Below are 20,820 nucleotides of genomic sequence, written 5' to 3' on the forward strand. Positions count from 1 at the left end.
ATCGGGCGGCCGCCGCATGGGCGAGGATGGGCCGCATGACCGAGCCCCAGCTGGAGCAGGAGATCGCCTACGCGCGCGAGAAGGCCAAGCGCACGCTGCCTGTCGCCCTGCTCGTGCTGCTGGGCCTCGTCGCGATGTACCTCCCGCTGCCCAAGCGGTTCGTGGCCTTCCTGCCGCTCGTGCTCGCCGTCGTGCTGACCGTGCGCCTGCTCCGGTTCCTGTCGGCGCGCCCCGGCAAGGAGAAGATCTGGCCGGCCGTCACGCTCGTCATCGCCGGGACGCTGCTGTCGACGCTGTCGCTGCAGATCGTCTTCTACGACGCCGTCAGCTCGTACGAGCAGTGCCTGGCCGGCGCCCAGACGAGCCTCGCCCAGGCCAGCTGCGTCCAGCTGAGGGATGCCGGGATGTTCGGTCTCGTCGTGCGCTGAGCCCGACCCCGGGCCACCGTGCTGGACGCGTCAGTCCTCGTCGGTGACGGCAGCCTCGGTCGTGGACTCGTCGGCGCGGTCCCGACGCCGCTCGAGCAGCACGGCAGCGCCGGCGAAGAGCAGTGCCCCGGCGACGACCTCTGCCGTCAGGGCCGCGGCGAAGGACCACAGCGGCACGCCGACCGCCGAGAGACGGTCGACCCCGACGGCACCGTTGCCGAGGGCGCTCAGCGCGACCACGACGACGACGGCCAGGAGTGCGGCCGTCGCGGTGGCGGCCAGGCGTGCCCGTACGTTGCCGAAGAACTCCAGCTCGGCGTCGACGCGCCGACCGAGCCACGCGCCGAGGAGCACGGGCACCAGCAGGACGGCATACGCCATCGCGGGGTAGTCGGCCGCCTGCGGGAGGGCGCCGAGCACCGGCACGAGCGGTAGCAGGCCCGGATGGGCGGCAGCGGGGGTGATGGTCGAGCCCAGCGCCACCTGGAAGCCGGGTCCCGCGAGGAACGACAGCGCCCACGTGGCGGTGTTGCCCAGGAGGGCCAGCTGCGCGAGACCGATGACGACGAGCGCGCCGAAGTTGGCGCCGTACTGGTCCTGCACGTCGGCCACCGCGGACCACGACACGACGAGGCGCAGCAGCACGACGACGAACCCGACGGCCAGCAGGGCACCGGCACCGCGCCACCCCGTGCGCCAGACCGTCGGGAGCCACGTCGGTCCCCGACGGAACCACGTGCGGACGAAGGCGGGCGCCGTGTCGTCCTCGGGGCGCAGCAGCACGAAGCCGAGGGCCGACAGGGGTACGAGGAGCGACCCGATGACCGCCGCCACGCCGGGCGTCGCGGGACCACCGAGGGTGAAGAGGGCGAGCACCGCCGAGACCAGGCCGTAGCCGACGAGGAAGCCGGGCACGACACCCCACTGGGCGACCCGGCTCCAGTCGGCCGTCCCCACCCGCAGCCGCTCCGTCGCCGCGAGGCGGCGCACCCAGCGGGTCGCCATGTAGACGAAGACGAGCAGGAGCAGCAGCGGCGTCACGGAGATCGCGACCGTGCCGGTGCCGACCGACTGGCCGTGCCCGAGGAACCAGATCGCGCTCGCCAGCGACACCGCGGAGAACCAGCCGACCGAGCTCTCCGGCGCAGCCACCCAGCCGATGAGGGCGGGCAGCACGACGACCGACCACGTGCCGACCGCAGCGAGGGCTCCCGCCCGCAGCGCGGCGGGCACGGCGGTCGAGGGACTGACCGACGAGGTCGTCGCCGCTGAGGTCGTGGTGGTCGTGCTCGGCGGGGCCAGTGGTCTCACTCCTGCGCTGCGGATCGGTGCCGGGGTCCGGTGCTTCGTCCCATGGTCACAAGATCCCCGCCGCGGAGCGAGCGCCCACGCCGGTGGCGGTCCGCCCAGCCGCACGTGCCGCAGCTGCCGCGGGTGTGCGCCACAGGTGTGAGCCACGGATCTCGGCAATCGCCATCGGCGCCTCCGACGCGCGCGCACACTGGAGGTGAAAGGGATGAACCACCATGAGCAGCAAGATCCTCCACCTCCTGACGCCCCTGCTCGCAGCACTCGCGCTCACCGCCCCGCTGGCAGCCCCGGCCTCGTCGCCGGCGCCGTCCGGGTCGAGATCGCCGGTCGCCACGGCACCGACGGACGTCGCGGTCGCCCCGGTGGCCTACGCCGGCACCGTCTACTTCACCTTCGACGACGGACCGCACCCCACGTGGACTCCCCGGATGCTCGCCGTCCTGCGCAAGTACGGCGTCCACGCCGTCTTCTTCGAGGTCGGCCAGAACGTCTCGTGGTACCCCTCGATCACCCGCAGCCTGCGCTCCTACGGCAACCTCATCGGCAACCACACGTGGAGCCACCCCGACCTCACGACGCTGTCGACCGCATCCGTCACCTGGCAGCTGAACCGGATGGAGTCGTCGCTGGGCTACCGGCCGCGCTGCGTCAGGCCGCCCTACGGGGCCACGAACTCGCGCATCGCCACGATCATCGCCAACCGCGGCCAGCGCCAGATCCTCTGGACCGTCGACCCCCGCGACTGGTCGCGCCCCGGCACGTGGACCATCGTCAACCGGGTGCTGGCCAACGTCCGCCCCGGCTCGCGCATCCTCATGCACGACGGCGGCGGTGACCGCTCCCAGAGCGTCGCGGCCCTCGACCTGCTCATCCCGAGGCTCCGCGCCCGTGGCTACGTCATCGGCCTGATGGCCTGCTGACCACCCCTCGCGTATGCCGTCCGGCCCGGCCCGCGACCGCCCGCGGAGGGCGACGCGCCCCGGCGACACGGCATACGCCGTCGGTCCTGGACGGCCGAGCGGGCGGCCACCGTGAGGTGACCGCCCGCTCGGAAACGCTTGTCGCTCAGGTCAGCTCGCGATGCCCTTCATGATCTCGCGCATGAGGTCAGCCGTCTCGGACGGCGTCTTGCCGACCTTGACGCCGGCGGCCTCCAGGGCCTCCTTCTTGGCCTGCGCCGTGCCCGAGGAGCCCGACACGATGGCGCCGGCGTGGCCCATCGTCTTGCCCTCGGGGGCGGTGAAGCCGGCGACGTAGCCGACGACCGGCTTGGTCACGTGCTCCTTGATGTAGGCCGCGGCGCGCTCCTCGGCATCGCCACCGATCTCGCCGATCATGACGATCGCATCGGTGTCGGGGTCGTTCTGGAACGCCTCGAGGCAGTCGATGTGCGTCGTGCCGATGATCGGGTCGCCGCCGATGCCGACAGCCGAGCTGAAGCCGAAGTCACGCAGCTCGTACATCATCTGGTAGGTCAGCGTGCCCGACTTCGAGACGAGGCCGATGCGGCCCGTGCCCGAGATGTCGGCGGGGATGATGCCGGCGTTGGAGACGCCCGGGGTGATGAGCCCGGGGCAGTTGGGGCCGACGATGCGCGTCGTGCCCTTCTCCTTGGCGTAGTTGTAGAACTCCGCGGTGTCCTTGACGGCGACACCCTCGGTGATGACGACCGCGAGCGGGATGCCGGCGTCGATCGCCTCGACGGCGGCGGCCTTGGTGAACTGCGCGGGCACGAAGATGACGGACACGTTGGCGCCGGTGGCCTCGATGGCCTCCTGGACCGTGCCGTAGACGGGGACGGAGACGCCGCCCTCGAAGTCGACGGTCGTGCCGGCCTTGCGGGGGTTGACGCCACCGACGATGTCGGTGCCGGACTTGAGCATGCGCTGGGTGTGCTTCATGCCCTCGGACCCGGTCATGCCCTGGACGATGACCTTCGAGTCGGCGTTGAGGAAGATAGCCATGGTTGTCGTTCTCGCTTCTCTGGGCGCGGTGGTCAGTTGGCGGGCCGGGCGGCGAGCTCGGCGGCGCGGCGCGCGGCGCCGTCCATCGTCGGCTCGACCGTCACGAGCGGGTGGTTGCGCTCCTGGAGGATGCGGCGACCCTCCTCGACGTTGTTGCCGTCGAGGCGCACGACGAGCGGGCGGTTCTCCTCGTCACCGAGCGCGTCGAGCGCGCCGACGATGCCGTTGGCGACCGCGTCGCAGGAGGTGATGCCACCGAAGACGTTGACGAAGACGCTCTTGACCTGCGGGTCCGACAGGATGATGTGCAGGCCGTTGGCCATGACCTCGGCGCTGGCACCGCCGCCGATGTCGAGGAAGTTGGCCGGCTTCTGGCCGCCGAACTCCTCACCGGCGTAGGCGACGACGTCGAGGGTGCTCATGACGAGGCCCGCGCCGTTGCCGATGATGCCGACGGAGCCGTCGAGCTTGACGTAGTTGAGGTTCTTCTCCTTGGCGGCCGCCTCGAGCGGGTCGGCGTGCGCCGTGTCCTCGAGGGCCTCGTGGTCCGCGTGGCGGAAGCCGGCGTTCTCGTCGAGCGTCACCTTGCCGTCGAGGGCCACGATGTCGCCGTCCTCGGTCTTGACGAGCGGGTTGACCTCGACGAGCGTCGCGTCCTCCTCGCGGTAGACGGTCCACAGCTTCTGGATGACGTCGGCGATCGCGGCCTTGTCGGCGTCGTCGAAGCCGGCGGCGTCGACGATCTCCTGCGCCTTGGCCGCGTCGATGCCCGTGTTGGGGTCGACCGCGATCCGGGCGAGGGCCTCGGGGCGCTCGACGGCGAGCTCCTCGATCTCCATGCCGCCCTCCTTGGAGCACATGGCGAGGTAGGTGCGGTTGGCCCGGTCGAGCAGGACCGAGAAGTAGTACTCCTCGGCGATGCGAGCGCCCTGGGCGACCATCACGGTGCCGACGGTGTGGCCCTTGATGTCCATGCCGAGGATCGCCTCGGCGGCGGCCTGCGCCTCGTCGGGGCTCTTCGTCACCTTGACGCCGCCGGCCTTGCCGCGGCCGCCGGTCTTCACCTGCGCCTTGACGACGGTGACGCCGCCCGACTTCGGCCCGATCTTCTCGGCGGCCGCTCGGGCCTCCTCGGGGGTGGTGGCGATGGCGCCGGCCAGCACGGGCACCCCGTGCTTCTCGAACATGTCGCGGGCTTGGTACTCGAAGAGATCCACGGGTGGGGTCCGTCCTCGTCGTCGATTCGTGTCGTCGTCGATCGCGTCGCTGCAGCGTCCCGGGGCACCCGTGCTCGCGCTCGGACGGGCCCTGCGCCGTGGCGCAACCGAATCAGGCTGTCGCTCGGACTCTAGTGGCTGGCGCGGGTGGCAGCGGCATCGGGTCCGGCCGACCGGACAAAGATCACACCCGTGGTGTGCGTCCGCCCGGGCGTCGTGCGCCGGTGCCCGGGCCCCGGCCTTCCGGAGCGACGCACGCTGACTCGGGCGCCTCAGGCGGCTGCCAGCCGCAGGGCCTCCAGGACGCGACGGCGGACCAGCTCGGGGCGCCCGAGATCGGCCCAGACGAGGCGGACCACGACCCAGCCCGCCCGACGGAGCGCGTCCTCGCGCTGCTTCTCCTCGAAGAGCGCCCGTGCGTCGGCGTACTTGACCGCGCCGTCGAACTCGACGAGCACCCGGGTGCCCCGGATCCGGAAGTCCGCCCGGAACCGTCGCCCCTCCACCGCGATCTCGACCTGCGGGTCGATCTGGTGACCCAGCGCCCGCAGGAGGTAGGCCGTCCGCGTCTCCCCCGGCGACTCGTGCCGCCCGTCGGCGCTGCCGATCGCCGCCCGGACAGGTCCGATGCCGCGACGGTCCGTGAGGGCGACGACGGCGCCCGCGAGCTGCTCCGGCGTGACGAGCCGGCGAGCCAGGGCGGCGTCGGCAGGCACGAGGGCCGCCTCGGGACCGGCGAGGAGCCCGGCCTGGACGATCGCGTGCGCAAGGGGGACCGCCGCCGGTCGGACCGGCTCACCGGGCAGGTCGCGCGACGTGGTGAGGCCCCGCACCGGGCGGTGCACCACGAGCCCCGCCCGGCGTGACGCCACCCCGCAGTCGGTGCTCGTCGGCGGCCGCGTCGACGTGAGGTGCACCGTGGCGAGGTCGGCTGCCCAGGTCGGCAGGTCCCGGACGAGCAGCAGGGAATGGTGGCTGATCGCCGCGCGGCCGATGAGCTGACGCCCGAGCGCGAGGGCGGTCTGGACGTGTCGCCGGGTCGGACTCAGCGGCTCGCTCGGGTCGTCGCACACGGCATACCACCCCCGGGTGAGGCGGCGGCACCGTCCGGCGCGGGCGAGGCGGGCGAGCGCGTGCGAGTCGAGGCCGTGCCGTCGCGCGTCCGCGGCACTGAAGACGCCGTTGGCGCCCAGCAGGTGCAGGTCCATGACCCGACGCTCGCTGTCCCACGCCCGTCAGGACAGGGCGGTGCGGGCGCCTGTGGACGACGCTCGTCGCGGCCACGGGCTGTGGACGAGGTCAGCGTGCGCCCGCGCGGAGCCGCGGCGTCCGCAGCCGGGACGCCGGTGGCCTCCAGCGCGCACGCTGACGGCGCGCCCCCTCGGCGTCAGGCGGGGTGGACGTGCTCGCGCACCCAGCTGACGATCTCCATCGTCGTGGCGCCGGGCGTGAAGACCTTGGCGACGCCGAGCTTCTCGAGCTCGGCGATGTCGTCGTCGGGGATGATGCCGCCGCCGAAGACGACGATGTCGCTCGCGTCGCGCTCCGCGAGCAGCTCGACGACCCGCGCGAAGAGGGTCAGGTGCGCCCCGGACAGGACCGAGAGGCCCACGACGTCGGCGTCCTCTTGGATGGCCGCCTCGACGATCTGCTCGGGCGTCTGGTGCAGCCCGGTGTAGATGACCTCCATGCCGGCGTCGCGCAGCGCCCGCGCCACGACCTTGGCGCCGCGGTCGTGGCCGTCGAGGCCGGGCTTGGCCACGACGACCCGGATGACGTCGGTCGACACGGCGCCCGCGGGGGCCACACCTTCGTCGGCAGTCACGGCAACGGCGTCGGCACCCTGGGACTCGCTCATGCCGGGCACTCTAGCCAGCCCGGTGAGACGCGACGCGCAATAGTGATGCATCGCCCACCCGTCGGGGTACGTTCGGCTCGTGGCACTGGCAGCGCGTGCGGCGACGACGCCGCGACAGGCAGGCACCTCGACGGGTGTCGCGAGGAGGCCCCGCGCGTTCCTCGCGGCCGTCGGGGAGGTCGCCGGCGCCCTCCTGACGCCCACGGGACTCGCCGGGGCGGCGCTCGAGGCCTCGTGGATGGGCCTGCACCTCGGGCTCTACCCGCTCGGCCTGCTGGGACCCCGCGCGAGCGACCGCCGCCACGGCTACCGCCTCGGGCACCTGCCGCCGAGCCAGCGCGGGCTCGCCATCCAGAACGTCGAGGCGGCCGAGACGCCGATCCTGCTCGTTCACGGCATGGTCGACAACCGCTCGATCTTCACGGTCCTGCGCCGCGGCCTCGTCCGGCGCGGCTTCGGACGCATCGAGACGATCAACTACTCCATCTTCACCGGCGACGTCCGGGCGGCCGCCGCCGATCTCGGCGCCGAGGTGGAGCGGATCGTCGAGGAGACCGGCTACGAGCGGATCCACGTCATCGGGCACTCGATGGGCGGCCTCATCGCGCGCTACTACGTGACCCGACTCGGCGGCGACCAGCACGTGCACACCCTCGTCACCCTGGGCACACCGCACCAGGGCAGCTACCTCGCCTACACGTGGAACAACGGCCTGACCCGGCAGCTGCGTCCGGGAAGCGCCCTCATGAAGGAGCTCGCCGCCCCCGTCGCCGAGTGCCAGACCCGCTTCCTCGTCTACTGGTCCGACCTCGACCAGGTCGTCGTGCCGCAGCACAACGCCGCCCTGCACCACCCGGACCTCAACGTCCACAACGTCGCCCTGCACGGCGTCGGCCACATGAGCCTGCCGATCACGAGCAGCGTCGTGCACGGCATCTCCACCGCCCTGGCCCACCTCGACACCTCGGGCGCCACGGTGACGCCGGGCGTCAGCTCGCTGGGCAGCAGGCGCGCGTCGGCGGTGCGCAAGCCACGCACGGGCTCCCCCGCGGGCCGCGTCGACCCCGCCGGCTGACACCCGGCAGCCTGACGGGCGGCCAGCGCCCCGTGGCACCGATGGTTCGGGGTGGCGTGGGCGGCATGGGTGGCACGGTTGGAGGGCGGCACCGAGCCCTGTCAGCGCGCCGCCGGGTCGTCCTCAGGATCCACCCAGAATCGCCTGTGGACATGCTTCTGCGCCGTGCCCGGATGCCCTAGTGTCATCCGGAGTCGCGACCTCCACCGCGATGCAGGACCGTCCAGACCAGTGGCGTGATTTTGGATAACGAAATGGTCACGTTAGGCTGGCGGCCCGCACCATCTGTGACCGATAGGTAACTCTTTCGTGCCCAAAACCAGTTACGCCGGCCGGCACCGCCCGGCAGCCAAGCCTTCACGGGGTCGACAGTTCGTCGTCCCCGTCGCTCTGCTCTCCTCGACCGTCGCCGGTGGCCTCGTCATCCGCGACGCCGGCGCCAGCGAGCTCAGCCCCGAGGCCGCTGCCATGAAGAACGTCTCCAACTCGGTCGCCGGTCTCGGACTGACCGCGGACCCGGAGGCCGTGACCGCCGCAGCCGCCAACCGTGCGGGCGCCCGCTCCTCGCGCGACATGGTCCGCGACGCCAAGACCATCATCGTCGGCGCCTCCCAGACGGCGACGCAGACCGCCGCCGAGGCCCAGGCCGCCGCCGCGAAGGCCGCCGCCGACCAGGCCGCGGCGCAGAAGGCCAAGGCCGCCGCCGCCGCGAAGGCCAAGCAGGACGCCGCCGCACGAGCACTGGCCCAGGCACACCGCTGGGTCTCCCCGGTCTCGGGCTACACCCTCACGTCCGGCTTCGGCTTCCGCTGGGGCAAGATGCATCCGGCGCAGGACCTCGCGTGCCCGGTCGGCAGCTCGGTCCACTCCCTCTCGAGCGGCACGGTGGTCTTCGCCGGCCGGTCCACCGAGGGCTACGGCAACTTCGTCAAGATCCGCTACTGGGACGGCACCGTCTCGTGGATGGCGCACAACAGCCGACTGCTCGTGTCCGTCGGCGAGCAGGTCTCCCCCGGCCAGATCGTGGCCTACAGCGGCAGCACCGGCAACTCCACCGGCCCGCACGTCCACCTCGAGATCCACCCCGGAGACGGCTCCGCGGTGCCCCCGCTCGTCTGGCTCGCCCAGCGCGGCGTCACGCTCTGACCGAGGCCCCCTCGGCACGAGGCCCGTCCCTTCACGGGGCGGGCCTCGTCGCGTACCTCCCTGCCGGCCCGACGGTCAGGCGCCCGTCACGAGTCGGCGCCGGGCGCCGTATGCCGTTGCCGCGCAGGCGAACCCGCGGGACGAGCGAAACGAGCCCACCCGGCACACGCGACGGCTGACAGCCCGGCAGATCCGCGGCGACAGCGGCGACAGTGTCAGAGCTTGACGAGCGGGGCGTAGCGGAGCAGGAGTCGCTTCGTGCCGGTGTCGGCCCCGAAGTCGACGTGCGCCATCGACTTGTCGCCCTCACCTTCGACCCGCACGACGGTCCCGAGACCGAAGGAGTCGTGCGTGACGCGGTCGCCGGACTGCAGCGCGATGACAGGCCGCTTGCCGGCGCTGCGCACCCCCGGGCGCGAGGCCAGGGTCGCCACGGCGGGACGGTCGGAGCCGCGCGCGCCGCTGAACGACGGGCCGAGCCGCTGCCAGTCGAGCAGGTCGCCCGGGATCTCGTCGAGGAAGCGCGACGGAGGGTTGTACTGCGGCGCACCCCACGCCGACCGGACGGCCGCCCGTGAGAGGTAGAGCCGCTCGCGCGCCCGGGTGATGCCGACGTAGGCGAGGCGGCGCTCCTCCTCGAGCTCCTTCGGGTCCCCGAGCGCCCGCATGTGCGGGAAGGTGCCGTCCTCCATGCCGGTGAGGAAGACGACGGGGAACTCCAGCCCCTTGGCCGTGTGCAGGGTCATGAGGGTGACGACGCCCTGGGCCTTGGCCTCGGGCTCGTCGGGGATCTCGTCGGCGTCGGCCACGAGGGAGACCTGCTCGAGGAACTCCTCGAGCGCGCCCGCGGGACCGACGTCCTCGGGCTCGACGCCCGGGGCCAGCTCGCCGCCGGACTCCTCGAGCTCCGTGGCGCGACGGTCGTCGTACTCTTGGGCGACCGCGACGAGCTCGGCGAGGTTCTCGACGCGCGTCTCGTCCTGCGGGTCGTGGCTCGCGCGCAGCTCGGCGAGGTAGCCGCTCTCCTCGAGGGTCATCTCGAGCAGGGCCGCGACGCTGTCGTCGGCCTCGTAGGACGTGCGGAGCTTCTCGAGCAGGGCCGTGAAGCCGTTGATGGCGGCGACGGAGCGCGTGGCGATGCCCGGGGCGTCCTCGGCCCGTCCGAGCGCCGCGACGAACGGGATGCGCTCGCGCTCGGCGAGGGCCGCCACGCACGCCTCGGCCCGGTCGCCGATGCCGCGCTTGGGGGTGTTGAGGATGCGGCGCAGGTTGACCGTGTCGGTGGGGTTGGACACGACCCGGAGATACGCCAGGGCGTCCTTGACCTCGCGCCGCTCGTAGAAGCGCGTGCCGCCGACCACCTTGTAGGGCAGGCCGACCCGCACGAGCACCTCCTCGATGGCGCGGCTCTGGGCGTTGGTGCGGTAGAAGACGGCGACGTCGCCGGGCTTGACGCCCTGGTCGGCGAGGTCGTCGATCTCCTTGGCCACGAAGGCGGCCTCGTCGTGCTCGTTGTCGCCGACGTAGCCGGTGATCATCGCGCCGTCGCCCGAGTCGGTCCAGAGGTTCTTGGCCCGGCGCCCCTCGTTGCGGGCGATGACGGAGTTGGCGGCACGCAGGATGCGCTGCGTCGAGCGGTAGTTCTGCTCGAGCAGGATGGTGCGCGCGTCGGGGTAGTCCTGCTCGAACTCGAGGATGTTGCGGATCGTCGCGCCGCGGAAGGCGTAGATCGACTGGTCGGAGTCGCCGACGACGCACAGCTCGGCCGGCGGCACGGCATACGTGCCCTCGGGTCCCGAAACCTCGCCGACGAGCTCCTTGATGAGCTGGTACTGCGCCTGGTTGGTGTCCTGGTACTCGTCGACGAGCACGTGCCGGAACCGGCGGCGGTAGTACTCCGCGACGTCGGGGAAGGCCTGGAGGATGTTGACGGTCATCATGATGATGTCGTCGAAGTCGAGCGCGTTGGCCTGGCGCAGGCGGCGCTGGTACTGGGTGTAGGCGTCGGAGACGGTGCGCTCGTAGTGGTTGCCCTCGGTGACCTGGGCCGCGTACGTCTCCTCGTCGATGAGGTCGTTCTTGAGGTTGCTGACCTGCGCCGAGAACCCGCGCGGCGGGTAGCGCTTGGGGTCGAGGTCGAGGTCGCGCAGGACGAGGCTCATGAGGCGCTGGCTGTCGGCGGCGTCGTAGATCGAGAACGTCGACCTCATGCCGACCTTGGCCGCCTCGCGGCGCAGGATGCGCACGCAGGCCGAGTGGAAGGTCATGACCCACATAGCACGGGCTCGCGGGCCGACGAGCGCGGCGACCCGCTCACGCATCTCGGCCGCCGCCTTGTTGGTGAAGGTGATGGCGAGGATCTGGCCCGGCTGGGCACCCCGCTCGCCGAGCAGCCACGCGATGCGATGGGTCAGCACGCGGGTCTTGCCCGAGCCCGCACCGGCCACGATGAGCAGCGGGGTGCCCTCGTGCACGACGGCCTCGCGCTGCTGCGGGTTGAGCCCCTCGAGCAGCACGGCCGGGTCGAGGTCGTGGCGGTCCTGGGCAGCCCCCGCGACGCCGCCACGAGCCGCGGCCTCGGCCCACGTCGGGACGCCCTGCTCGGTGACGTCGCCGCCACGCCCGGTGCGGGTGGACCCGCCCGAGGGGCCGCCCTGACCGTGCTCGAAACCGGGGATGGGGAGGTCGTCGAAGAGCGTGCTCATGATCGGTCAAGCCTACGTCGAACCACCCACAGCACCCGACCACGGCGCACAGCGGGTCGGGCCGGGAGAGGATGGGCGACGTGACCCACTTCCAGATCCGTGAGGCCTCCGCCGACGACGTCCCCGAGCTCCTGCGCCTCGTGCGGGAGCTGGCCGCCTACGAGAAGGAGCCCGAGTCCGCCACGGCGACGCCCGAGCAGTTCCGCGAGGCCCTCTTCCCCACCCACGGCGACCCCACGGCATACGCCCACGTCGGGGTCCGCGAGGGCAGGGTCGTCGCGATGGCGATCTGGTTCCGCAGCTTCTCGACGTGGACCGGACAGGCGGGGATCTGGCTCGAGGACCTCTTCGTCGAGCCCGCCCACCGGGGCCACGGCCTCGGCAGGGCCCTGCTGGCCCACCTCGCGCAGCTGTGCGTCGGACGCGGCTGGACCCGGCTCGAGTGGACGGTCCTCGACTGGAACACCCCCTCGATCGACTTCTACCGCGCCCACGGGGCGCAGCCGCTCGACGACTGGACGACGTTCCGCCTCGACGGCGACGCGCTCTCGCGACTGTCGGGCCCGTAGGTGCGCAACCCGTCACGCCGGATGGGCTCGGCCGACGTCCTGTGGCTCAACATGGACCGGCCGACCAACCTCATGGTCATCGTCTCGGTCGTGCTGCTCGAGTCCGTGCCGGACTGGGACCGCGTGCTCGCCGTGCTGCGCACCCGCATCCTCGAGCCGTACCCCGTCTTCAGCCAGCGGCCCCGACGGCCCCGGCACGCCCTCGGCCCGTACCGCTGGGAGGACGACCCCGACTTCGACCTCGAGCACCACGTGCACCGGACCACCCTCTCCGGCCGCGGCACCCCGGCCCAGGCCGACGCCGAGCTGCAGGCCTACATCGAGGACCGGCTGCCGCACGGCTTCGACCGGACGCGCCCGCTCTGGAGGTGCACCTCGTCGACGGGCACGGAGCGGGGGCCGCACTCGTCTTCCGCATCCACCACGCGCTGGCCGACGGGATCGCCCTGACCCGCGTGCTGCTCGGGCTCACCGAGGACGCCGACGGGACGCCCGGTGACCTCGTCGGGCCGCCGGCCACCACCGACCTCGCGACCATGCCTCTGGGTGAGCCGTCGTCCACCGGGCCGGTGGCCTCCGGTCTGCGGCTGGCGCGAGCCACGACTCGATCGGCGTGGGATCGCCTGCGCTCCAAAGGTGCCCGAGCCGCGGTAACGGACGCTGCCGGTCTCACCCTGCGCACCGGACAGGTCGTCTCGGACCTCCTCCTCACGACCAACCCGTCGAGCGCCGTCGGCGGCGTGCCGGGTCGGCGCAAGCGCGTCGTGTGGACCCAGCCGCTGCCGCTGCCCGGCCTCAAGCAGGTCGGCCGGCTCGTCGGCGCCACCCTCAACGACGTGCTCCTGAGCGCGGTCGCGGGCGCCCTGCACGCCTACCAGGACGAGCACGGTCGAGACCCGGTCGACCTCGTGACGATGGTGCCGGTCAACGTCCGTCCGCTCGACGAGCCGCTGCCGCGCGAGCTCGGCAACCGCTTCGCCCTCGTCTTCCTCCGCTTCCCCAGCCGTGACGCGACGCCCCTCGGACGCCTGGCCCTGTCCAAGGCGCGGATGGACTGGCTCAAGGCCTCCCCCGAGGCGGCCCTGACCTTCGCGCTCATCTCGGTCATCGGCCGCTTCCCTGCGGCGTTGGAGCGCAGGGTCGTCGACTTCTTCGCGGACAAGGCGATCGGGGTCACGACCAACGTCGCCGGCCCGCGGGAGGTGCGCCTCCTCGCGGGGGTGCCCGTGACCGGCGTGCTCGGCTGGGTGCCCGGATCGGGCCGGCACACGCTCGGCTTCTGCATCGTCACCTACGACGACGCCGTCCGCGTCGGGATCATGGCCGACGAGTCGGTCGTCCCCGACCCGGAGTCGCTTCTGGTCGCCCTCGAGGACGAGGTCGCGCTGCTCGTGCGCATCGGAGCAGCGGGCCCCACCACCCCGAGACGCAGGCGACGCCGGACGTAGGCTGGCGAGCATGATCCGAGCGACCAGCGTCTTCGTCTCCGAGCCCGGCGACCGCAGCGTCCTGCAGGTCCGTGACCACGACCTCCCCGACCCGGCCGAGGGCGAGGTGCAGGTCGAGGTGGCCGCCGCGGGCGTCAACTTCATCGACGTCTACAAGCGGCAGGGCGTCTATCCCGTCCAGACGCCGTTCGTCCTCGGCGAGGAGGGCGCCGGCACCGTCACGGCGCTCGGTGCCGGAGTCTCCGGCCTCTCCGTGGGCGACCGCGTCGCCTGGTGCCAGTCGTCGGGCAGCGAGTCCACGGTCGTCAACAAGCCCGCACGGCTCCTCGTCCCCGTCCCCGACGGCGTCGACCTCGAGATCGCCGCCGCAGCCATGCTGCAGGGCCTGACCGCCCACTACCTCGTCACGAGCACGTATGCCGTGGGCCCGGGGACCGTCGCCCTCGTGCACGCCGCGGCGGGCGGGGTCGGACAGCTGCTCGTGCAGATGGTCACGGCTCGTGGCGGCGTCGTCGTCGCGACGGCCGGCTCCGACGAGAAGCTCGAGATCGCCAAGGCGCTCGGCGCGCAGCGCCTCATCAACTACTCGGAGGTCGACGACCTGGCCGGCGCCGTCCGCGACGCGGCCGGACGGGGCGTCGACGTGGCCTACGACGGCGTCGGCAGGTCGACGTTCGACGCCTCGCTCGCCTCGCTGCGCCCGCGCGGGATGATGGTCCTCTTCGGCGGCGCGAGCGGGCAGGTGCCGCCCTTCGACATCCAGCGGCTCAACAGCGGCGGGTCGCTCTTCCTGACCCGTCCGACCCTGGCGAACTACGTCGCGGAGCGCGAGGAGTACGAGTGGCGCGCCGGTCAGGTGCTCGGCGCCGTGGCCGACGGCTCGCTGAAGATCGAGGTGGGCGGCCGCTACCCGCTCGCCGAGGCGCCAGCGGCCTACGAGGCCCTCGAAGGGCGCCGGACCACGGGCAAGCTCATCCTGGTGCCCACCGCATGAGCCGCACGCTCCTGCGTCACGAGCGCATCTGGACCGGCGACACCGAGAACCCGTGGACCGACGCCCTGCTCGTGCAGGACGGTCGGATCGTCGCGGTCGGCTCCGACGCGGTCGAGGCGGCCGGGGCCTCCGGTGACGCGGACGCCGTCCGCCTGCCCGGTGCGGTCGTCATGCCGGGGTTGCACGACGCCCACATCCACACCGAGTGGCTCGCGCGCGACCTCTCGTCGGTCGACCTGCGCGAGGCGCGGTCGCTCGAGGAGACGCTGGAGCTCGTGCGGGCGCACGCCCAGGGGCTGCCCGAGGGAGAGTGGCTGCACAGCGGGCGCTGGAACCACAACCGGTGGGCCGTGCCCGCGCAGCCCGACCGGCATGCGCTCGACACCGTGTCGGCAGGTCGCGTCGCCGCGCTGTCGAGCGTCGACGGGCACACGATCTGGGCCAACTCCCTTGCGCTGCAACGGGCGGGTATCAACCGCGACACCCCGGACCCCGTCGGCGGCGAGATCGTCAGGGACGCCGACGGCGAGCCCACCGGCATCCTGCGCGAGTCGGCTCAGGAGCTGCTCGACGTCATCCCCCGGGAGGAGTCCCCGCTGCGCCCGTGGCTCGAGCGGTGCCAGGACTGGCTCCTGTCGGTCGGCCTGACGAGCATCACCGACATCGACGGCGAGGACGCCAGGGCGGCCTACGCCGAGATGCACGCCGACGGGGCGCTGCGCCTCCGCGTCACCAAGTGCACCCGCGACCCCGACCTCGAGCTCGCGATCTCCGAGGGCCGCCGGTCGGGCCAGGGCGACGACGTCTTCCGTGCCGGGCCGGTCAAGTTCTTCAGCGACGGCGCGCTCGGGTCGCACACGGCCCACATGACCGAGCCCTTCATCGGCCACGAGGGCTGCGGCATCGCCGCCATGCCCTACGAGGTGCTCCTCGAACGCACCCTCCTCGCCGCCCGCAACGGCCTCGACGTCGTGACCCACGCCATCGGCGACGAGGCCAACCGCCTCGTGCTCGGGACGTTCGAGGCCGTGCGCGCCGACGGGCTCGACACGCGGCTGCGGGTCGAGCACGCGCAGCACGTGCTGCCGGTCGACATCCCCCGTTTCCGGGCCCTCGACGTCGTCGCCTCCATGCAGCCGACGCACTGCACCGCCGACCTCGAGCTCGCCGACGAGATCATCGGCCCGCGCCGGCTCGCGTCCTACGCCTGGCGCAGCTTCCTCGACGCCGGCGTGCGCGTGGCGTTCGGTTCCGACGCGCCCGTCGAGGACCCCAACCCCTTCTACGGGCTCCACGCCGCGGTGACGCGTCAGCGACCCGACGGTCAGCCCATCGGCGGATGGCGGCCCGAGGAGCGTGTCACCCTCAGCGAGGCCGTCCACGCCTTCACGGTGGTCGCGCACGAGTCGGTGGGCCGGACCGACGTCGGCCGCCTCGTGCCCGGTCAGCTGGCCGACCTCGTGGCGGTCGACCGCGACCTGTGGGCCCTGGAGGAGTCCTCCCCCGCCGACATCCGGGGCGCCGTCGTGATCCAGACCTGGGTCGGCGGCGACCTGGCCTACGAGCGGTCCTGAGGCACACGGCATACGCCCTCGGGTGTCCGACGTGCCGAGGGACGACCGTTGGCCCTCGACCCACGGCGACACGCCACGGGGACACGCCGCGGGCTCGGTCATCGGCCACCAACGGTCGTCCGTCGGCGGAGCGGTCCACGGCGGCCCAGCAGCTCGCCTCCCAGCGTGACGTCCTGCAGGGTCGCCGCGCGGCTCAGGACGGACGCGACCCATTCCTGGTCGAACATCGCCTGCACCCACGACACCCGGATGACCAGCCAACCGTCGAGGACGAGCTCGTCGTAGCGCCAGCAGTCGGCGTCGATGGCCCGCGCACTCGTGTGGAACTCGTGGCTGTCGCCCTCGACGACGAGCCGGAGCTCGCGGTCGACGAGGTCGGGACGGATCCGGCGCCCTCCGACACGGAGTCTCACCTGGGGCCGCAGGCGCAGGCCGGGCACGTCGATCGAGATCGCCCGGATCACGGACTCGAAGGCGTTGGCCGGGCGGTCGCTGGCGAACCAGGCCACCTCGAGCGCGGCATCACGCCCGCGTCCGGGCAGACGGTCGGCGGCGCGCATGAGCTCGGGGTGAGTGACCCGTCCCGACCTCAGCGCCGAGTCGGCCACGGCGAGCGCCTCGTCGAAGGGAAGGGTCGTGGCACAGTCCATGACCGTTCGCAGCGGTGTCGTGCGCCAGCCGTCGACCTCGCGGGGCAGGAGTCGCTGCCATCTGATCCGCGTCGACTGCTGGTCGTCGACCCTCACCTTGCGGCCCCGCGGCACGACGAGCTCCGGTCGGTCGGGAAGGGTCTTGAGTGACCAGCCGTACGAGGCCGCCGCGCTCCGGAGCCCGGCGACGGCGGTCAGGCGATGGGCCTGCACCCGGGCGTCGTCCACCACGTCCGGGAGCACGTAGCGGCCCCGCGCCACCCGCCGGACCTGGCCGGTCCGCAACGCATGGTCCAGCGCCGCCCGTCCGGTGGCAGCCTTGAGCTGGCCATGGTCGGCGACCCCACCCAGCCGATGCATCGCCGTGATGATGTCCACCCCGGCAGCGTGCCCCGGGCAGGGCCGCCTGCGCAGACGCCATCCACAGCCGCGCGACGACCGTTGGTCCCCGACCCGCGACGACGCGCCGTGGAGACACGCGTGACGTAGCTGGCTGCGGCGACCAACGGTCGTCCGTCGGCGATCGGCAACGAGCGGCAGGTCAGCCGGGGACGACGGCGAGGAGCAGCGTCGCGAACCAGGTCAGCCCGCCGACGACGAGCAGGAAGATGCCGATGACGGCCATGTTGCCGGCGCCGTCGGCACGCGACACACGGCGCCGCCGGCGACCGACCACGACGAGGGTGAGGCCGACGACGAGCCACACGAGCCCGATGAGCAGACCGGCGAGGACGCCTGCGTCCCAACGCATCTCAGTCGCTCTCGCCCGAGTGTGACGTCACCAGATGGCGGCGACGAGGACGTTGACGACCGCGGCCCCACCGGCGATGTCGAGCAGGTTGCCGGTGTCCTTGCCCTTGCGGCCCCGTGCGGCGCCCATCTCGGCGGCGGCCAGCACGACGATCGCCACGACGAGCTTCACGGCGATCTTCGCGTGGTTGACGGTGTGGTCGGCGTCGTTGATCGCCTCGGCGATGCCCACGAGGGCCAGCCCGGTGACCAGCTGCGCCCGTGCGCCCCAGACGATCGGCGCGATGACGGTGCGGCCGCTGCGGACGGCGATCCAGCCTCCGACGACCGCGGCCATGCCGAGCAGGTGCAGGGCGACGAGGAGGTTGTAGACGAAGTCCATGGCCGACATCCTACGGAGCGTCGTACATCCCGGGACGACGCCCCTCCGGCTCAGGCCTCGGACGGCGGCACGAGGGCGTGGAGCGCGGCGAGGTGCCGCCAGGACGAGCTGAGCCGGTAGTCGGGAACCTGCTCGACCGGCACCCACCGGGCGTCGGACGTCGTGCCACCCACGTCGTGGATGACGACCTCGGTCGGCTCGGGACAGGTCGCCCCGTAGACGATCCGGACCGCGTGGAAGTCCTCGAGCACACCCGACGGGGCACGTCCCACCCAGTGCTGGGACTGCACCGCGAGGAGGTCGCCGAGCTCGATCCGCTGCCCCGTCTCCTCCCACACCTCGCGATGCACCCCGTCGACCGGCGACTCACCGTCGTCGAGGCCACCACCCGGCAGGCCCCAGTCGCCGACGACGTGGGTCTGCGAGCTGAACTGGGTCAGCAGCACCCCGCGCACGCTCGTCACGACGGCGTAGGCCGCGACCCGCTGGAACGGCTCCCCCACCTCGTGCTCACCGACGCCGTCGTCCCGCGGGACCCTCTCGAGCCGAGGGCGTATGCCGTCGAGCCGGCGCACGCGGTAGGCGACCTCGAGCGTCCCGTCGTCACGCAGGCCGGTGGAGACCGGTGACTCGATGATCCACCCGGCGGCTCCGAGCACGACGTCCGGGTGCTCGCCGTGGCCGAGTGGCGCCTCGGTCAGACGACGCCCGTTCGCGTCGAGGGCGACGACGACGAGGCCGCCGGGCACGTTGGTCCTCATCGCGTCATCACCTTCGCCAGGTCGATGGCGCGGTCGTACTCCGCCACGGCGAGCGCGGCGACCTGTGACCACTCCTGCGCCGGCGGGTTGGCGAGGTTCCATGCCCTCATCCGGGCGACGTCGTCCGGAGCTTTGACCAGACGTGCGATTGCGGACGACATCTGCGAGTCACTCGACACGACAAGACCGTTCACGCCGTCGATCACGAACTCACCCACACCGGAACCAGATCGGCCGATCACCGGCAGCCCGACGGTCCGCGCCTCGAGGGCTGCGATCCCGAACGACTCGAGACGCGCCGGTGACAGGTAGACGTCGGCTGCGGCATACAGCCCGCGCAGCTCGTCGCGGGGCACCCGGCCCGGCAGGGACACCCAGTCGAGCCGGCGATCGCGCACCAGCGCCTCGACCTTGCGCCGGTCGGGCCCGTCCCCGAGCACCGTCAGCGAGACCAACCCCGGGCCGGCGGCCCGCTCGGCCTCGGCCACGAGCTCGACGAGCGCCGCGGGACGTTTGCGGGCCGCGAGACGCATCGCGGTGACGAGGCGCAGCGGCCCGGGCTCGCGCACGGCCGGCTCGACGGACCAGCGCGTCACGTCGATGCCGTTCGGGAGCACGCCGACGCAGGCTCCGGGTCCGACCAGCCCGCGCAAGGGCTCGGCCGCGACGTCGGAGACGGCCGACATGGCCACCCCTCGCGACGCCCACCCGCGCACGAAGCGGGCCGCCCGGAAGACGGGCGTGACCCCGGCGAGCATGCAGTGCCACGTCATCGCCGTCGGCAGGCCGAGACCGACGGTGACCCGGGTGCTGTCCCAGGCGAACGGCGAGACCACCCCGGTCTGGACGTGGGCCACGTCGAACCGGCCGGCGACCAGTCGGCGCCGCAGCTCCGTCGGAGCGAACGGGTTGACGGGGAGCTCCCACGGCATCCGGGCCGCGAGCCGGTGCACGGGCACGCCGTCGACGACCGTGACGGCTCCGTGCATCTCGCCCGCGGCGCCCCGCGTGGCCGTGAAGACCTCGACGTCGTGGCCGGCGGCGACGAGGTGCTGCGCGAGGTCGTGCGTCTGGACCTCGATCCCGCCCAGCCGGGGCAGGTAACAGTCCGAGAGCAGCGCCACCTTCACGGAAGACACTGTGCCATGGGACAAGATGGGTGACTGTGCCCCACACCCTGCTCGCCTTCCATGCGCACCCTGACGACGAGGCCCTCCTGACCTCGGGCACCATGGCGCGCGCCGCCGCGGAGGGCCACCGGGTCATCGTCGTCGTCGCCACCGACGGCGAGCTCGGTCTGGCCGCGAGCGAGTTCACCGGCGAGGGCGCCCTGGCGGCCACCCGGATGCACGAGCTGCGCGCGAGCGCAGCGGCCCTCGGCGTCTCGCGGGTCGAGCACCTCGGCTACGCCGACAGCGGTCTCGGCCCCGAGGTGGCGCCCGACCCTCCGGGGGCCACGCGGTTCGTGCGCGCCGACGTCGAGGAGGCGGCCCGACGGCTCGCCGCGATCCTGCGCGAGGAGCAGGTCGACGTGCTCCTGCACTACGAGCCCAACGGCGGCTACGGCCACCCGGACCACCGTCAGGTGCACCGGGTGGGCCAGCGAGCAGCCGAGCTCGCCGGGACCCCGAAGGTCCTGGAGGCGACGGTCCCCCGCGACACGATCTGCCGCGCGATCGACCTCGCCGCGCGGGTCTACCGGTTCCCTCCCGAGTTCGACCGGTCGAGCTTCGACGGTGCCTTCTCGGCGCGGAGCGAGATCACGCACCGCATCGGCGTGCGTCGCCACATCACGGCGAAGCGGGCCTCGATGCGCGCCCACGCGTCACAGGCCACGGCCGACGGCGGCGCGGACCGCACCCTCGCCGCCTTCCTGCGCATCCCTCGCCCGCTCTACGACCTCGTCTTCGGGCGCGAGTGGTTCGTCGACCGGTCGTTGCCGCCGGGGTCACCGATCCGCCGCGACGTCTTCGACGGGCTCGCCTGAG

At 72.7% G+C, this 20,820-nt stretch carries 20 protein-coding genes and 1 pseudogene; 10 read left to right on the forward strand and 11 right to left on the reverse strand.

The features are described 5' to 3' along the window. Nucleotides 1-35: 35 nt before the first annotated feature. Nucleotides 36-428 carry a hypothetical protein gene (locus TAE01_RS07690; RefSeq protein ID WP_147065072.1) on the forward strand — a complete coding sequence of 131 codons (393 nt, stop codon included), beginning with the start codon at nucleotides 36-38 and terminating at the stop codon, nucleotides 426-428. 30 nt (nucleotides 429-458) lie between these two features. Here TAE01_RS07690 and TAE01_RS07695 read toward each other — a convergent pair whose 3' ends face one another. After that, on the reverse strand, nucleotides 459-1,661 hold the full coding sequence (locus tag TAE01_RS07695; RefSeq protein WP_246111210.1) for a cell division protein PerM: 1,203 nt from the start codon (nucleotides 1,659-1,661) through the stop codon (nucleotides 459-461). 293 nt (nucleotides 1,662-1,954) lie between these two features. On the opposite strand from TAE01_RS07695, the gene TAE01_RS07700 reads away from it, so the two are divergent. Next, on the forward strand, nucleotides 1,955-2,659 hold the full coding sequence (locus TAE01_RS07700) for a polysaccharide deacetylase family protein (RefSeq protein WP_147065076.1): 705 nt from the start codon (nucleotides 1,955-1,957) through the stop codon (nucleotides 2,657-2,659). A gap of 150 nt (nucleotides 2,660-2,809) precedes the next feature. Here the strand turns inward: TAE01_RS07700 and sucD are convergent, their stop codons facing one another. From sucD to TAE01_RS07720, 4 genes are all read right to left on the reverse strand, one after another. Further along, the gene (gene sucD, locus TAE01_RS07705; RefSeq protein WP_147065077.1) at nucleotides 2,810-3,703 is read right to left on the reverse strand and encodes a succinate--CoA ligase subunit alpha; all 894 of its coding nucleotides are present in this window, start codon (nucleotides 3,701-3,703) and stop codon (nucleotides 2,810-2,812) included. Between the two features lie 32 nt (nucleotides 3,704-3,735). Further along, the gene (sucC, locus tag TAE01_RS07710; RefSeq protein WP_147065079.1) at nucleotides 3,736-4,920 is read right to left on the reverse strand and encodes an ADP-forming succinate--CoA ligase subunit beta; all 1,185 of its coding nucleotides are present in this window, start codon (nucleotides 4,918-4,920) and stop codon (nucleotides 3,736-3,738) included. Nucleotides 4,921-5,192: 272 nt separating this feature from the next. Continuing rightward, nucleotides 5,193-6,128, reverse strand: coding sequence for a type IV toxin-antitoxin system AbiEi family antitoxin domain-containing protein (locus TAE01_RS07715; RefSeq protein WP_147065081.1), 936 nt, complete (start codon nucleotides 6,126-6,128; stop codon nucleotides 5,193-5,195). 179 nt (nucleotides 6,129-6,307) lie between these two features. After that, entirely contained in the window at nucleotides 6,308-6,778 is a 471-nt protein-coding gene (locus TAE01_RS07720) for a cobalamin B12-binding domain-containing protein (RefSeq protein ID WP_371860828.1), read from the reverse strand. Between the two features lie 79 nt (nucleotides 6,779-6,857). Between TAE01_RS07720 and TAE01_RS07725 the strand changes: the two genes are divergently transcribed. Further along, nucleotides 6,858-7,853, forward strand: coding sequence for a lipase family alpha/beta hydrolase (locus TAE01_RS07725; protein WP_246111211.1), 996 nt, complete (start codon nucleotides 6,858-6,860; stop codon nucleotides 7,851-7,853). Nucleotides 7,854-8,162: 309 nt separating this feature from the next. Further along, nucleotides 8,163-8,999 (forward strand): M23 family metallopeptidase, encoded by an 837-nt coding sequence (locus tag TAE01_RS07730; RefSeq protein WP_147065083.1) that lies wholly within the window; start codon nucleotides 8,163-8,165, stop codon nucleotides 8,997-8,999. A gap of 215 nt (nucleotides 9,000-9,214) precedes the next feature. Here TAE01_RS07730 and pcrA read toward each other — a convergent pair whose 3' ends face one another. Further along, nucleotides 9,215-11,704 carry a DNA helicase PcrA gene (gene pcrA / locus TAE01_RS07735; RefSeq protein ID WP_147065085.1) on the reverse strand — a complete coding sequence of 830 codons (2,490 nt, stop codon included), beginning with the start codon at nucleotides 11,702-11,704 and terminating at the stop codon, nucleotides 9,215-9,217. A gap of 80 nt (nucleotides 11,705-11,784) precedes the next feature. Here pcrA and TAE01_RS07740 point away from each other — a divergent pair, with 80 nt between their 5' ends. From TAE01_RS07740 to TAE01_RS07765, 5 genes and pseudogenes are all read left to right on the forward strand, one after another. After that, entirely contained in the window at nucleotides 11,785-12,273 is a 489-nt protein-coding gene (locus TAE01_RS07740) for a GNAT family N-acetyltransferase (protein WP_246111212.1), read from the forward strand. Nucleotides 12,274-12,345: 72 nt separating this feature from the next. Continuing rightward, nucleotides 12,346-13,052: pseudogene (locus tag TAE01_RS20845) on the forward strand (wax ester/triacylglycerol synthase domain-containing protein); the annotation flags it as partial. Nucleotides 13,053-13,187: 135 nt separating this feature from the next. Continuing rightward, complete coding sequence (locus TAE01_RS20850; protein WP_147065306.1) at nucleotides 13,188-13,721, forward strand: WSD1 family O-acyltransferase; 534 nt, start codon at nucleotides 13,188-13,190, stop codon at nucleotides 13,719-13,721. Between the two features lie 10 nt (nucleotides 13,722-13,731). Further along, entirely contained in the window at nucleotides 13,732-14,715 is a 984-nt protein-coding gene (locus tag TAE01_RS07760; protein WP_147065091.1) for a quinone oxidoreductase family protein, read from the forward strand. Continuing rightward, nucleotides 14,712-16,289, forward strand: coding sequence for an amidohydrolase (locus tag TAE01_RS07765; RefSeq protein WP_147065093.1), 1,578 nt, complete (start codon nucleotides 14,712-14,714; stop codon nucleotides 16,287-16,289). The genes TAE01_RS07760 and TAE01_RS07765 overlap by 4 nt, the downstream gene beginning before the upstream one ends. 98 nt (nucleotides 16,290-16,387) lie before the next feature. Here TAE01_RS07765 and TAE01_RS07770 read toward each other — a convergent pair whose 3' ends face one another. From TAE01_RS07770 to TAE01_RS07790, 5 genes are all read right to left on the reverse strand, one after another. Continuing rightward, the gene (locus tag TAE01_RS07770) at nucleotides 16,388-17,317 is read right to left on the reverse strand and encodes a hypothetical protein (protein WP_147065095.1); all 930 of its coding nucleotides are present in this window, start codon (nucleotides 17,315-17,317) and stop codon (nucleotides 16,388-16,390) included. A gap of 163 nt (nucleotides 17,318-17,480) precedes the next feature. Then, the gene (locus TAE01_RS07775; protein ID WP_147065097.1) at nucleotides 17,481-17,690 is read right to left on the reverse strand and encodes a hypothetical protein; all 210 of its coding nucleotides are present in this window, start codon (nucleotides 17,688-17,690) and stop codon (nucleotides 17,481-17,483) included. 27 nt (nucleotides 17,691-17,717) lie between these two features. Beyond that, entirely contained in the window at nucleotides 17,718-18,071 is a 354-nt protein-coding gene (locus TAE01_RS07780; RefSeq protein WP_147065099.1) for a hypothetical protein, read from the reverse strand. Nucleotides 18,072-18,121: 50 nt separating this feature from the next. After that, nucleotides 18,122-18,832, reverse strand: coding sequence for an NUDIX hydrolase (locus tag TAE01_RS07785; RefSeq protein ID WP_147065101.1), 711 nt, complete (start codon nucleotides 18,830-18,832; stop codon nucleotides 18,122-18,124). After that, the gene (locus TAE01_RS07790) at nucleotides 18,829-19,971 is read right to left on the reverse strand and encodes a glycosyltransferase family 4 protein (RefSeq protein ID WP_307723831.1); all 1,143 of its coding nucleotides are present in this window, start codon (nucleotides 19,969-19,971) and stop codon (nucleotides 18,829-18,831) included. Before TAE01_RS07790 ends, TAE01_RS07785 begins: the two co-directional genes overlap by 4 nt. 26 nt (nucleotides 19,972-19,997) lie before the next feature. Here TAE01_RS07790 and TAE01_RS07795 point away from each other — a divergent pair, with 26 nt between their 5' ends. Next, nucleotides 19,998-20,819, forward strand: a complete 822-nt coding sequence (locus TAE01_RS07795; protein WP_147065309.1) for a PIG-L deacetylase family protein — start codon at nucleotides 19,998-20,000, stop codon at nucleotides 20,817-20,819. Nucleotide 20,820: the final 1 nt, after the last annotated feature.

Source organism: Terrabacter aerolatus, assembly GCF_007991735.1.
In the GTDB taxonomy this organism is placed as follows: domain Bacteria; phylum Actinomycetota; class Actinomycetes; order Actinomycetales; family Dermatophilaceae; genus Terrabacter; species Terrabacter aerolatus.